Annotated in this window: 12 protein-coding genes; 2 read left to right on the forward strand and 10 right to left on the reverse strand. The window is 66.9% G+C overall.

What is annotated here, in order from left to right:
• Positions 1-5: 5 nt before the first annotated feature.
• The gene (locus D619_RS0107345; RefSeq protein ID WP_193743269.1) at positions 6-1,532 is read right to left on the reverse strand and encodes a hypothetical protein; all 1,527 of its coding nucleotides are present in this window, start codon (positions 1,530-1,532) and stop codon (positions 6-8) included.
• 291 nt (positions 1,533-1,823) lie between these two features.
• On the opposite strand from D619_RS0107345, the gene gatB reads away from it, so the two are divergent.
• Positions 1,824-3,320: an Asp-tRNA(Asn)/Glu-tRNA(Gln) amidotransferase subunit GatB gene (gene gatB, locus D619_RS0107350; protein WP_017667931.1), complete on the forward strand. Its 1,497-nt coding sequence runs from the start codon at positions 1,824-1,826 to the stop codon at positions 3,318-3,320.
• Positions 3,321-3,564: 244 nt separating this feature from the next.
• On the forward strand, positions 3,565-4,107 hold the full coding sequence (locus tag D619_RS16005) for a cell wall hydrolase (protein WP_017667932.1): 543 nt from the start codon (positions 3,565-3,567) through the stop codon (positions 4,105-4,107).
• On the opposite strand, the gene D619_RS0107360 is transcribed toward D619_RS16005, so the two are convergent.
• The 9 genes from D619_RS0107360 to D619_RS0107400 all read right to left on the reverse strand — a co-directional run bounded on the left by D619_RS0107360 (position 4,098) and on the right by D619_RS0107400 (position 13,734).
• Positions 4,098-4,412 carry a hypothetical protein gene (locus D619_RS0107360; protein WP_017667933.1) on the reverse strand — a complete coding sequence of 105 codons (315 nt, stop codon included), beginning with the start codon at positions 4,410-4,412 and terminating at the stop codon, positions 4,098-4,100. The two genes, D619_RS16005 and D619_RS0107360, sit on opposite strands and share 10 nt — an antisense overlap.
• A gap of 9 nt (positions 4,413-4,421) precedes the next feature.
• Positions 4,422-5,834 (reverse strand): MBOAT family protein, encoded by a 1,413-nt coding sequence (locus tag D619_RS0107365; RefSeq protein WP_017667934.1) that lies wholly within the window; start codon positions 5,832-5,834, stop codon positions 4,422-4,424.
• On the reverse strand, positions 5,834-7,159 hold the full coding sequence (locus tag D619_RS0107370) for a GDSL-type esterase/lipase family protein (protein ID WP_017667935.1): 1,326 nt from the start codon (positions 7,157-7,159) through the stop codon (positions 5,834-5,836). The genes D619_RS0107365 and D619_RS0107370 overlap by 1 nt, the downstream gene beginning before the upstream one ends.
• A complete protein-coding gene (locus D619_RS16010; RefSeq protein ID WP_081587088.1) occupies positions 7,159-8,298 on the reverse strand; it encodes a GDSL-type esterase/lipase family protein in 1,140 nt (379 codons plus the stop codon). Before D619_RS16010 ends, D619_RS0107370 begins: the two co-directional genes overlap by 1 nt.
• A 45-nt stretch (positions 8,299-8,343) precedes the next feature.
• Positions 8,344-9,429, reverse strand: a complete 1,086-nt coding sequence (locus D619_RS0107380) for an AI-2E family transporter (protein ID WP_017667937.1) — start codon at positions 9,427-9,429, stop codon at positions 8,344-8,346.
• Between the two features lie 66 nt (positions 9,430-9,495).
• The gene (ccmI, locus tag D619_RS0107385) at positions 9,496-10,743 is read right to left on the reverse strand and encodes a c-type cytochrome biogenesis protein CcmI (protein ID WP_017667938.1); all 1,248 of its coding nucleotides are present in this window, start codon (positions 10,741-10,743) and stop codon (positions 9,496-9,498) included.
• Positions 10,744-10,750: 7 nt separating this feature from the next.
• Positions 10,751-11,194 (reverse strand): cytochrome c-type biogenesis protein, encoded by a 444-nt coding sequence (locus D619_RS0107390; RefSeq protein ID WP_243442616.1) that lies wholly within the window; start codon positions 11,192-11,194, stop codon positions 10,751-10,753.
• An 11-nt stretch (positions 11,195-11,205) separates the two neighbouring features.
• A complete protein-coding gene (locus D619_RS0107395; protein WP_017667940.1) occupies positions 11,206-11,739 on the reverse strand; it encodes a DsbE family thiol:disulfide interchange protein in 534 nt (177 codons plus the stop codon).
• 9 nt (positions 11,740-11,748) lie between these two features.
• Complete coding sequence (locus D619_RS0107400; protein ID WP_033373208.1) at positions 11,749-13,734, reverse strand: heme lyase CcmF/NrfE family subunit; 1,986 nt, start codon at positions 13,732-13,734, stop codon at positions 11,749-11,751.
• Between the last annotated feature and the right edge of the window lie 27 nt (positions 13,735-13,761).

The following is a 13,761-nucleotide window of genomic DNA, read 5'->3' on the forward strand; positions in this document are numbered from 1 at the left end:
GGCGCTTACTGCCCCGCTGCCAACTTCAGCAAGCGAAACCGGCCTGCCTGGGCAACCACGGGATAAGGCGTTTCCGGCAGCGGCCGATCCGCCGCCACCTGGCAGAGCAGCACATAGGGATAGCCGGCGCGGGCATAGGCCGCCACCACCAGTTCCGGCCGCTCACGTGATTGCAGACCAGGCGGGCGCAGCGCCAGTTCATCGCGGGCCACTGCCAGACGGCCGCGCAATTCCAGCGGCTGCGCGGTGCGGATGGCAAACAGCGGGGTGGCATGGCCGTGACGCACCAACAGCAGCGGCGGGTACATTTCACAGCGGTTTGGCATGTCTTCATGCGGAGTGGCGCGCACCGGCAGACCAGCAACGACCTGGCCTCGCGGCAAGGCCCGCACCACGGCATCAAAATCGGCCAGATCGGCCGCCGTGCCATGCCATTGCGCGGCCAGCATCAGCAGCCGCGCCGCAACAAGGGTCGCGAGCCCGGGCAGAAGCAGCCCCAGCCGGCCCGGCCCCGGCATGATCCCGGCGACCAGCACCAGCGCCAGGAACAGCGGCATGCGATCCGAAACATAGCCGCTGCCAAACAGCGCCGGTGGCATCAGCAGCACCAGCACGACACCGGCCAGCGCCGGCACGGCCACCAGCGGTGCCAGCTGCAACGCCCGCCGCCGAAAGGCCAGCCCCAGCAACACCAGCAGCAGCAGCGACCAGATGGCATCGGCCGGATAGGACCAGCCTTCGGCCACCCGCACGATGGTTTCCAGCCGCTGGCTTGCAAGTTCGGCCAGCCTGTCCAGCAGCCGCCCCTGCGCCCGCAACCGCGCCAGGCTTTCATCGGCATTGGTCACGCCGCCCGACGCGGTGGCGGTGCGCGACGCCAGGAACAGCAGCGCCGGCACCACCGCCAGCAGCGCGCATTGGCCGAGGCCACTCGCCAGCGTAGCAAGCCGGCGCGGCCGTTGCTGCCACCAATGGCCCAGTTCCAGGCTGGCAATCAGGATCCCGAACAGGCCGAACGCCAGCGCGTGGCAAAAGAAAATGGCCAACGCCAGCACCAGCGCAAAGCCCACCCGCCGCACCGGCCGGTCGCGCTGCGTTTGCCACCAGGCACCGCCCATCAGGCCCAGGCCCAGGCCCAGCAGGAAGCCGGCAAAACCCCAGTTGAAAATCCAGCTGTACAGCAGCGGCAGCGTCAGCAGCAGCGCCGGCCAGCGCGTGTGCCCGGTGATGGCGCGGTTGAGCATGGCGACGCCGGCGAACAACACGGACAGGATGAAGATCGCCAGCAGGTGCGGCAGCAGCCACAACGGCACGATGTGCAAGGCCGCCACCGCAATCACATCCAGCAGGACATTGGGCAGGATGTCCCAGGCCGGCGCATAATTGGCGGCAAACAGCGGATTATCTGTCAGCGTCGCCAGCACCTGGAACCGGCCAACATGATTGTAGAAATCGATCAGCGGCAGCACCGGGGTGACGATCAGCGGCAACAGCCCCACGGCCAGCAACAGCATGGCCGCCGGCCAGCGCACCGCGTCACCCAACCCTGCCGAGGCCGTCGGCAGGCTTGAGGCTGGCGCTGTGACTACTCCACTTTCTGTGCCAGTTTGCACGAAAACCCCTGATCGACTGCTCTGCCGCCCCCCTTCGGTCAGCAGCGCGGTGGTGTTCAGCCTGTTTGGCCCCGTCCGACCACGTGGCGCAAGCGCAATTCGGCTAAAGCCCGCAAGCCGCTTTGTCCATGCGGTTATCGCGCGAGCGGGCCGTGGATACGCCAAGCTGCGGGCTTGCAAAGCCAGACGACGCTGGCCATAGCGTGCACCATGTCTGACGCAGCGAAGTATATCGTCAAGGGCGCCACCGGCGATTGGGAAATCGTGGTCGGCCTGGAAGTCCATGCGCAGGTGACGGCCAGGGCCAAGCTGTTTTCCGGCGCCAGCACCGAATTCGGCGCCGAACCCAATGCACAGGTGAGCCTGGTCGATGCCGCGATGCCGGGCATGCTGCCGGTGATCAATGGCGAATGCGTGCGCCAGGCAGTGCGGACGGGCCTCGCCATCAATGCCCAGATCAACAAATGGTCGCGTTTCGACCGCAAGAATTATTTCTACCCGGATCTGCCGCAGGGTTACCAGATCAGCCAGCTCTATCACCCCATCGTGGGCGAAGGGCATCTCGATATCGCGCTGGATGACGGCACCCGAAAGCGCATCGGCATCGAGCGCATCCACCTGGAGCAGGACGCCGGCAAATCGGTGCACGATCTGCATCCGAGCATGAGCTATGTCGATCTCAATCGCTGTGGCTGCGCCCTGATGGAAATCGTGTCGCGCCCCGATATCCGCTCCCCGGCCGAAGCCGGGGCCTATGTCGCCGGGCTGCGCCAGCTGCTGCGTTATGTCGGCAGCTGCGATGGCAACATGGACGAAGGTTCGATGCGGGCCGATGTGAACGTGTCGGTGCGCAAGGCTGGAGAAGAATTCGGCACCCGCACCGAAACCAAGAACGTCAACAGCGTGCGCTTCATCATGCAGGCCGTGGAGCATGAAGCCCGCCGCCAGGTCGATCTGATCGAAAGCGGCGGCACGGTGATCCAGGAAACCCGGCTGTTCGATCCGGGCACCGGCACCACCCGTTCGATGCGCGGCAAGGAAGACGCGCACGATTATCGCTATTTCCCCGATCCCGATCTGCTGCCTTTGGTGTTCGACGATGCGTTCGTGGAAGACTGCCGCGCCTCCCTGCCCGAACTGCCCGCCGCCAAGCGGGCCCGCTATGAAGCCACACTCGGCCTGTCGCCCTATCTCGCCGCCGTGCTGTCGGCCGAGAAGGAAACCGCCGACTGGTTCGAAACCGCGCTGGCCGCCACGGCTGCGAAAGTCGGCAAGCCCGACACCGAGGTGGCTCTGCGCGTTGCCAATTTCATCTCGACCGATCTGTTCGGCGCCTTGAAGAAATTGGGCAAGGACATCGGCGAGAGCCCGGTGTCACCGGATGCGCTGGCCGAACTTCTGGCCCTGGCGGCCGATGGCACGCTGTCTGGCCCGCTGATGAAGCAGGTGTTCGAAGCCATGCTGGAAACCGGCGAAGGCGCGGCCAGCATCGTTGAATCGCGCGGGCTGAAGCAGGTGTCCGACACCGGCGCCATCGATGCCGCCATCCAGGCCGTGATCGACGCCAATCCCGACAAGGTAGCCGAATATCGCGGCGGCAAGGACAAATTGTTCGGCTTCTTCGTCGGCCAGGTCATGCGCGCCATGGCCGGCAAGGCCGCACCGGGCGTGGTCAATGATCGGCTGAAGGCGTTGCTGGACGGCTGATTCGAGGGCGTCACCGCGCTATTCGGAAACAGGGCCCAATCCGGTTGAGCCATTCAACTGGTCGCCTCCATGGCGCAGCTCGTCGCCGATTACTTGACGAAAGATGAACGGCGCGGTTAGACGCCGAATTCTGCTTCAGGGCAGGATCGCGCCGGCGTTTGCGGCACATCCTGCAGGTCGTGTCTGTCGCGTTGGTGGCCTTTCGTTTTTTGCCGCCAACTGCCGCAGGGGCGCACGTTCGGCAATGAATGTGAAATTCACTCCGCGTCTTCAGATGCAGGCTGCTGCTGCAGCCGTGTTGCTGGCCTCGGGCCTGGCTCTGGGCCATGTCGCCGCCCAGACCCCGGAATCACAGGCAGCGGCTCAGCCTGTTGCCCCCGCCCAGACGGCGCTGGTGGCCGCTGAACCGGAACAGCCCAAACTGAATGAGCGCCATGTCAATTGCATGGCCAAGATTGTCCACCACGAAGCCGGCAATCAACCCCGCGAAGGCAAGATTGCCGTCGCCCATGTGTTGCTGAACCGGGTGAAGAAGGGCTTTGGCGACAATGTCTGCGCCGTCGCAAAGCAGCCCGGCCAGTTTTTCCGCATCGATCGCTATCACCCGGATCGCAAGAGTGACGGCTGGGCCGAAGCGGTGGACGTGGCCCGCGACGTGCTGGCCGGCGAAGCGCGCGACTGGTCGAAAGGCGCGCTCTATTTCCACGCCAATTGGGCCAAGCCGGATCGCTTTTTCCGCAGCCGCACCAAGGTGGCGCGGCTTGATGATCACGATTTCTATCGTTGATCCTTGCGGCTGGCCTGATTGGGCCAGCGCGCTGCCTTCACCCGATCCCATTGCTGCTTGAGCGCCGCACGCGGTTTATCAAGGCCGCGCGCTTCAGTCTGGTCTGCAAGGCCATGGGCAACCGCACTGATGCGCGCCGTGCGGGCGCCGGGTTCCAGCCCATCGGCCCAGGCGGCAAGCGCGTGCGCGTTGATCATGGCCAGCGTGAAGACCGCGATCCCCACCGCCACCGCCATCTGGGCGAGGCCGGGCAAGCCCTGCTCGTCCGCTTCGACATCCACCGGTGAGTCAAACTGGTCAGCCATGCGCAGCCTTCAGAACTGATAGTAGATGAAGGCCGCGACGCCTTCGAAGCGCATCGCGTCGGTGAGGAGCACGGCCAGCCCCGCCGCCAGCCCCAGCGCCGGCGCCGGCCATGCCGCGACGCGCCGGGCCATTGCTGGCAGCAGCGTGGGCGGGGTGAAATGGATGGCCAGACCCAGCGCGATCAGGCCGCAGAGCAGCGGGCTGGCCAGCGCCAGGCCGGGGCGGAAAGCCCAAAGCTGGGTGAAATAGGCCAGCGCCCCTTCCAGCGTGTCGGCGCGGAAGAAGATCCAGCCGGCCACCACGATGTGAAAGATGATCAGGATGGCGATGGGCCTGGGCAGCGCCGGCAAGCCTTCCGGCCGCCATTCGCGCCACAGCCGCTCGATCGCCAGCACGCCGCCATGCAGCGCGCCCCAGATCAGGAAGGTCCATTTGGCGCCGTGCCAGAAACCGCCCAGCAGCATGGTGATCATCAGGTTTCGGCAGATGAACCACACACCACCCCGGTTGCCGCCGAGGCTGATGTAGAGATAGTCGCGCAGCCAGCTCGACAGCGAGATATGCCAACGCCGCCAGAATTCCTGCAAGGATGCCGCACGATAGGGCTGATCGAAATTGCGCGGGAAGCGATAGCCGAGCAGCGCCGCCAACCCCACCGCCATGTCGGAATAGGCCGAAAAATCGCAGTAGATCTGCACGGCATAGCCATAAGCCCCCAGCGCCAGATCAGGGCCGCTGTGGGCGGCGGGATCAAAGAAGGTCTTGTCCACCAGCCCCGTCGCCAGTTCGCTGGCGATCACTGCTTTCTTGAACAGGCCCCAGCAGATCAGGATCAGCGCGGTTGCCACCATGCCGCGCGTCAGCTTCGGCACGGATTGGAACTGCGGCACCAGATGGCTGGCGCGCACGATCGGCCCGGCGACGAGGTGGGGGAAAAAGCTCATCAGCAGCGTGAGGTCGAGGAAGCTTGCCGGCGCCGTCTGGCGGCGGGCGATGTCGATGAGGTAGCTCATGCCCTGGAAGGTGAAGAAACTGATGCCAACCGGCAGGATGATTTCCAACACCGGCAGATCGCGACCCCAGCCGGCGCGGGCAAGGATGGGTGCCAGTTGTTCGAGGAAGAAACCGAAATATTTGAAGGTGCCAAGAATGGCCAGGTTGGCGGCAACGCCGACGCCCAGCCATGGCTGTGCACTGCGATCATCGTCCAGCCGGGTCTGAATGGCGCGGGCACAGCCCCAGTTGATCGCGGCCGAGGCGATAAGCAACGCCACGAAGCGCCAATCCCAGAAGCCGTAGAACACCCAGCTGGCCAGCAGCAGGATGATCTTGCGCCATTCGTTTGACGCCAGCCCGACCGTCCAGACGAGGAGCAGGACGGGCAGGAAGAACAGGCCGAAATCCAGCGTGGGGAACAGCATCAGGGGGCGCTCGCCGCGCGCGCGGCATCCAGATCGGCGAGCAGCAGCCGTGCCACTTCGGCGCCGCCAGCGGCGGAATAATGGATGAAATCCGGGCCCATCAGGCCGGTCTGCATCCAGCGCACGGCGGCGCAGGCGCCGCCCTGCCGCGCCCGCCAATCCCAGAAGGCGATGCCCAGATCCTGCGCCACCCTACGCTGCACATCGCTGGCAGCAGCAAGCGCGGGCGGATTGAACAGCGGCAGCCCGCGCCGCACCGGCCGCGGCATCGGGCCCGACAATGTCACCGGATCAGACGCCAGCGTGCCGCCTTCATCAATCCACAGCGGGATCTCGATCCCGTCCACTGGCAGGCGGCTGGGGGCGGCAAGGATGCTGCGGTTGCAATCAGGCGCTGGCCCGGCCGCGCCGCCCACCACATTGTTGCGCAATTCGGTATTGCGGCTGGCCGCATCAGGCGGGCCGATCATCAGGATCGGCACCGGGCCGGCCATCCGGCGAATACGCGCCACCTGTTCGCGGATCTGGCTCTCCAGCCGCGCGGCATCGAAAAAGGGCGCAAAGCCTTCGTTGGTACCAAAGGCGAGGATGACGAGATCGGCCGGCAGCGCCTGGAACTGGGCCGCCATGGTGGCCTCGTCGGCGCGGCCCAGGAACTGCAATTGACTGCCCGGCACACCCAGATTGGAGACGATCACCCCCTGCGGCCGCTCCAGCCACCAGCCGGTGACGATGGCTTCGCCCGCCAGCAGTTCGAGCCGGGCGCTGCCCGTGGCAACCGGGACGGCGAAGCGCCGGCATTGCGGCCCGTCGGTTTCGGCGGTGAAGTCCACTTCCTGCGTGTCGGCGCCAAGGGTGAGCGACAGGCGCGGGCCGGCGGGGCCAGCGGCGACGCACAGGCCAAAGGCAGTGAAGGCCGAATCGGCGGCCAGCGACAGGGCGGCTCCGGGCGACTGGCTGCTGACCGTATAGCCGGTGATGCCGCGCGGTGGCCAGGCATCGGCCGCATTGCTGCCGAACAGGCCGCGCGCACGCCAGGCGCCAGAAACGGCCACGGCCACACCGCGGGTGCGCACGCCGGCATGCGGCCGGCCGGCCGGCATCAGGCCGCGCCCGCCATCGCCCAGCCGCGCCTGCAGCGTATCGCGCAGGGCGCTGGTGATGGCATCGCCGGCGGTGTGGGAATCGCCGATCTGGACAATGTGCACCGGGCGCGTTGTGGGCATTTGTGCGGCCGTCAGCGGCACGCCGGCCAGGAATTCGGCCCCGCACAAGGCGGCAAGGCAGGGCGCCGCCGCCAGCGTCAAGGCCGCCAGCGCTGCCATCAGAGCCGGGGTTCCGCCGGTTCGGCTTGCGGCGGTTGTGGCGGCGTCTGGGCTGCCGGCGGCAGCAACTGCGTGGGCGCTGAGGGCGTATCCGTTGCCGGCGCTGCCTCGGCCGGGACCGATGCCGGCGGCTCTGCCGGCGGTGGGGCTTCCGGCTCTGCGGCGAGCGCCGGCTCGACACTGGTCGCCTCAGCTGCCGGTTCGGCCTGCAGCGGCGCGGGCGGCGGCACCAGATCGGGCGTCACCGGCTTGCCAGCGCGCGCTGCCTGCCCCCAGGCCCGCAGTCGCGTCGCCAGCGCCGCCGTGAGCAGACGATAGCCCTTCATGCTCATGTGGATGCCATCGCCGGCCCGCACCAGATAGGGCACGCCGTCCGGCCCGGGCAGATGCGAGGCATAGCGGCCATTGCCATCGACGGCCGCACGGCTGGTATCGATGAAGGGCACGCCCAGTTCGGCCATCAGTTCGGCATAGAAGGCGTTCAGGCCCTGTACCTGCGCCTGATAGCGGGCGTCGCGCATCACCGGCAGGCCCACCCACACGACGCTGGCACCCTGGCCGCGCAGCAGATCGATATAGCGGGTGATGCGGGCGGCAATTTCGGTGCGCCAGCGCGACGAAAGCAGCGGCGCGACCTTGCCGCCGACATAAATGCCCTGGGTATCGTTGGCGCCAAAGCTGATCACCGCCACGTCCACCGGCCCTTCGGCCAGCGTGGCCGCCAGCCGCTCTTCCAGATTGGCCTGGGAATAGCGGGTGAAGCCGGTGGCCTGTTCGGAATAGCGCAGCACCTGAAAGGCTTCGCGGCGCGGCAACTGGCCATAGAGCGCTGCCCAGAGGCCATCGCCAAAACTGTCGCCAAACACGCCGATACGATAGGGGCGCTGTTCGGCTACGGCGCGGGCAAGGCCGGCCGGCACGTCGGCGGCGGCCGCCACGGCTTGCGGCAGACCATCGCTGTCCACCGCCTGCGCGGGAGCGGCGCCAGCAATCGCCATCGGCGCGCCATCGCCCAGCAGCGATTGCAGCTGCGGTGCAAAGGCGAGGCCAATGGCGATGCCCGCCGCCACGCCGCAGAACAGCACGGCGGCACGGTCAATCAACAGGAAGGCCGGCGAGGGAGAAGCAGGTTCTGACATGATGTGCGCCGGGCTGAACCACAGCCCGTGCCCAGGTGCAAGGCTTCAGCCGCCGGTGAGCGGCGAAGAACGGCCCAACCGCGCCAGCCGCACCTTGAGCAGCGCCATGCCGACCACGGTCAACGGCACAGCCAGGATGACGCCCAGCGGTCCCAGCAGCGTGCCGGCAGCAATCAGGCTGAAGATGGTGAGCACCGGTGGCAGATCGCCGAAGGTACTTTGCGCGATCGGCATTACCACATTGCCCTGCAGCTGCTGCACCACCACCAGCGCAATGATGGTGAAGATGCCGGTATCGGGCCCGACGCCGAAACCCAGGATCACGGTGGGAATCGCCACCAGAACGACACCCAGATAGGGCACGAATTCACACAGGCCCGCAACCAGCCCGATCGCCAGCGGCGACGGCAGCCCCACCAGCCACAGGCCCAGCGACGTGCCAACTGCCACGAACGCCATGCCGATGGCCTGCCCCTTCAGCCAGGCGGTGAGCGAACTGCGAACCGCCGCCACGGTTTCACTGGCCCGGGCGCGGCCTTCGGCTGGCAGCATGGCGATCAGCCCATCGACATAGAGCCGCGGCTGCGCTGCCAGATAGAGAGCCGCCACCAGCACCACGGCCAGCCCGGTGATGGCTGAACCGATGTTGGCCAGCGTCGCCTGCACCAGGCCTACCACCTGCTCCATCTTCGGCGCATAATTGTTGAGCTGGGAGATGAGGTCGTTGCCGATGGCATAGCTGCGCACCCAGGCCTCCACCTGCGCCAGTGCCGCCGGGAAGCGCTGCGACAGGATGATGAACTGTTCCACCATCATGGTGCCGAACAGGCCGAAGATCACGGCCAGCGCCGCCACCGGGATCAGCACGGCCGCCGCAATGGCCAGCGCAAACGGCAGCCGCAGCCAACGCTGCAACACGCCGGCAAAATCGCTGAGCATCAGCCCAACCAGCGCACTGGCGAACAGCACCAGCACCAATTGATGCAATTCCCAGACCACCACGGCCACCGCAATGCCGGCCATCACCGCCAGCGTGCGGCGGAACCAGCGGCCGCTGTCATCCGGCTTGTGATCGTGCGGCGGCACATGGTGCAGCCCATGCGGTTCGGGCGGAAGATCAGGCTTCGTCATGTCCCCCACCATGCAGCGCCGCGGCCGCGCTGCCAAGCGCTGCTGCATGCCGGAGCCGGAGTGGCTTCAGAGGCCCATTTCACCTGCCGCCGCCCGGATGCGGCCCTGCACAGCGGCATCGCCGGCAAAGGCGGCCAGCGCCTGATCGCGGGCCGTGCGGGCCGCTGCGGCATCGCCCAGCACCTGGCGGGCGCGCATCAGGCGCAGCCAGCCGGCTTCATCCCGGGGATTGGCCTTCAGCTTTTCGGCCAGGCCATCGACCATGCCGCGAATCATCTGCTGGCGATCCGCCGGGTTCATCGCCTGGGCGGCCTGCACCTGTTCGCGGCTGGGGCTGGGCATCACGCCAGCCGGTGCGGCGGCATTGGCGGCAGCGGCAGCGGCCACCGGCGGCGGCAGGCCGGGCACGGCGGCATTGCCCACCGGCTGGGTGGCGGCCAGCCGGGCGCTGATATCGATGCCGGCGGCCTGCGCGGTCTGCTGAATCACTTGCTTCAGCTGCGGGAGCCAGGGCGCATCGGCGGGCGAATCGGCCACCAGGCGCAGCATGTCCTCGATGGCGCCCTTGCGGTCACCCTGTTCGGCCTTGCGCACGGCCAGGAAATAGCGGGCGCGGGCATCGGCGCCGTCCTGTGCGGCGGCCTTTTCGAAGGCAGCCGCAGCCGCCGGCGTGATCTGGCCACCGGCTTCCTGCACCAGCGCCTCGCCATAGGCAGACTGAAAGCCTTCACCATCGGGTTTCAGCGCAATGGCGCGGGCATAGGCCTTGACGGCATCGGCATAGCGGCCGGTCTGGAAATAGCTCCAGCCCAGCATGCGCCAGCCTTCGGGGTCGCTGCCATTGGCCTGCACCTTCTGTTCGAGGCCGGCGATCAACTGGTTCACTTCACCTTGCGCGGCGGCTTCCTGCGCTGGCGCCGCAGCGGGCGCTGCAGCAGGCGCGGGCGCCGCACCAGCAGCCAGTTTTGGCTGTCCCATGCTGGCATAAAGTGCGGCAGCAGCAACCGCGACCATCGCGGCCAGGCCCAGCGCCAGCCCGGTCAGCGATTTCTGGCCCATGGTGCGGTCAAGCTCAGCCGGGATATGGCCGGCGGCGAGCAGGCGGCGGCGAAGTTCGTTGCGCAGGCCTTCGGCTTCGCCGGGCTGGATCGCACCGGCCGCCAGTTGCACATCGATATCGGCGAGCTGGTCCTTCAGCACGGCGATGGTGGCCGCGCGGGCGTCCACCCGGGCTTCATGGCGACGCACCAGCGGAATGGTGAGCCAGGCAGCGGCCAGCGCCGTGAGCGCAGTGAGGATGATCCAGAGCGTCATGGGGTTCTCAGTTGTCGGAGCCGGCAAGCCGGTCAAGTTCAGCGCGTTCTGCGGCGCTGAGCGGCGCAGCATCCTGGGTCGAGGTCGGCCGGCGGCGCTGCCAGAAGGCGATGCCGATGCCGCCCAGCAGCAGCACCGCAAACGGCCCCAACCACAGCAGCAGCGTGTCGCCTTCCACGGGCGGCTTCAGCAGCACGAAATTGCCATAGCGGGCAACGACATAATCCCGCACCTCGGCATCGGATTTGCCGGCGGCGATCTGTTCGCGCACCAGCACGCGCAGATCGCGGGCCAGCGGCGCATCGCTGTCGTCGATGGATTGATTCTGGCAAACAACGCAGCGCAGATCCTTGGAAATCGCCCGCGCGCGGCTTTCCTGGGCGGCATCGGGCAGCATTTCATCGGGCATGACAGCGGCCACCGGCGAGGCGGCCAGCAGCGCAAGAAGCATGGCAAGGCGCTTCATGCTTCGGCCCGCAGTTGCTGCATCAGCGGCTTGATCTGCTGTTCCCAGATTTCCGGGCTGATCGGGCCGATCTGCTTGAAGCGGACCCGGCCCTTCTTATCGACCACGAACGTCTCGGGCGCGCCGGTCACGCCCAGATCGATGGCGGTGCGGCCGGGGAAATCACTGCCCATGCCCGAATAGGGATCGCCATAGCGGGCGAGGAAGGCGCGGCTGTCTTCCGGCTTGTCCTTCCAGGCGATGCCATAGACGGGGAAGCCTTCCTTCGCGATGCGTTCCAGCACGGGGTGTTCCTGCGGGCAGGCGGCGCACCAGCTGGCCCACACGTTGAGCAGCCGCGGCTCGCCCCTGAAGCTGGCGCTGGCGAGGCCGGGCCCGCCTTCCACGATGCCGGGCAAGGCGAATTCGGGCAGCGGTCGGTCGATCAGTTGGCTCGGCAGTTCCTTCGGGTCCTGCGTCAGGCCAAAGCCCAGGAAGGCGGCCAGCCCGGCAAAGACGAGGATCGGCAGGATGAACAGCAGGCGTTTCATGGGCCGAACTTATTCCGCCGGAACCAGCGTGGGCGCAAGAGGTGAGCGCAGCTGCGGCGCTCCGATGCGGAAGCGGCGATCCGCGAGGCTGGCGCAACCGCCCATCGCCATCAGCAGGCCGCCAAACCAGATCCAGCCGACCAGCGGGTGCCAGTAGATGCGCACCACCAGGCCCTGCCCGCGCGCATCCTGCTGCACATCACCGATGGCAACATATTGATTGCCCAGCAGCGACACGCCGATACCGGCTTCCGTCGTCTGATTGCCCGACACGGTGTAAAGCCGGCGTTCGGAGATCAGCAGGCCTTCCCTGCCATTCTGGGCCACGGTGAAGCGGGCACGCAGGGCACGATAATTGGCGCCGTCCACTTCTTCGGCGCCCAGCATCTTCACGCTCACCGGCCCGGCCACGGCCGTCTCGCCGGGGCGCATGACCAGGATCTTCTCGGCAGCAAAGCTGGTCATCGACGCGATGCCGGCGGTGGTGAAGCCCAGGCCAGCATGGGCAAGCACCAGGCCAATGGTGGCGGCCGGCGTGGTCCGCACCAGCCGGAGCGAAAAGCCACCGGCGCCCCACCAGCGGCGCACCAATACCAGCACGGCTCCCAGCACCAGCCAGGCCCCCAACGCGAGGCCGAGCGCTGCCACCACCTGCTGCCAGCCGAAGGCCAGCACCAATGCCGCCAGCAGCGCGGCCACGATGGCGGTGGGCACCAGCAGTTTCCTGCCCAGCGTGGCCAGATCATCGCGCTTCCACGCCAGCATCGGCCCGATGGTGACCAGCAGCAGCAACGGCGTCGCCAGCGGCACGAAGACCAGGTTGTAATAAGGCGGGCCCACCGAAATCTTGTTGGCGGGCGACACGGCTTCCATGATTACCGGATAGAAAGTGCCCAGGAACACCACGGCAGTGAGCGCCATCAGCAGCAGATTGTTCATGGTCAGTCCCGATTCGCGGCTGACGCTGCCGAACAGGGCGCCGGATTTCAGCATCGGTGCGCGCGCCGCAAACATCGCCAGCGCGGTGCCGGTGGCGCCGATGATCATGGCCAGAATGAACACGCCGCGTTCCGGATCGACCGCGAAGGCATGGACCGAAGTGAGAATGCCGGAGCGGACGAGGAAGGTGCCGATCAGGCTGAGCGAGAAGGCCATGATGGCGAGCAGGATGGTCCAACCCGCCAGGCTGCCGCGCTTTTCGGTGACGATCGCCGAATGCAGCAGTGCCGTGCCGATCAGCCACGGCATGAAGCTGGCGTTTTCCACCGGATCCCAGAACCACCAGCCGCCCCAGCCCAATTCATAATAGGCCCAGAAACTGCCCAGGGTGATGCCGATGGTGAGCGGGATCCACGCCGCCAGCACCCATGGCCGCATCCAGCGCGCCCAGGCCGGATCGGCGCGGCCTTCCAGCAGCGCCGCCACGGCAAAGCTGAAGGTGACGGAAAAGCCGACATAGCCGAGGTAAAGCAGCGGCGGATGGAAGACGAGGCCGGGATCCTGCAGCAACGGGTTGAGTTCGGCGCCATCCAGCGGCACCGGGAACAGGCGCTCGAACGGGTTGGAGGTGAAGAGCGCGAAGGCCAGGAAGGCCACGCTGATCATCGCCTGAATGCTCAAGATTCGGGCCTGCAGCGTGGCCCGCAGATTATCGCCGAATTTCGCGATGCCGGCGCCATAGACGGACAATACCAGCACCCACAGCAGCATCGATCCTTCGTGATTGCCCCAGGTTGCGGCCAGCCGGTAGGGCAGGGGCTGCGAAAGGGCGCTGTGATTGGCGACCAGCTTGACCGAGAAATCGGCCTGGCCGAACAATGTCATCAGGCTGCCAAAGCTGATGGCGATCAGCAACGCCTGCAGGCTTGCCGCGCTGCGCCCAAACGCCATCAGCGCCGCATCACCGCGGATGGCGCCCAGCATCGGCAGCACAGATTGTGCAATCGCCACCAGCAGGGTGAGGATCAGGGCGAAATGGCCGATTTCGGCAAGCATTTGCAGGTCGTCTCCAGCAGTTGGCGG

It is taken from the genome of Sandarakinorhabdus sp. AAP62 (assembly GCF_000331225.1).
In the GTDB taxonomy this organism is placed as follows: domain Bacteria; phylum Pseudomonadota; class Alphaproteobacteria; order Sphingomonadales; family Sphingomonadaceae; genus Sandarakinorhabdus.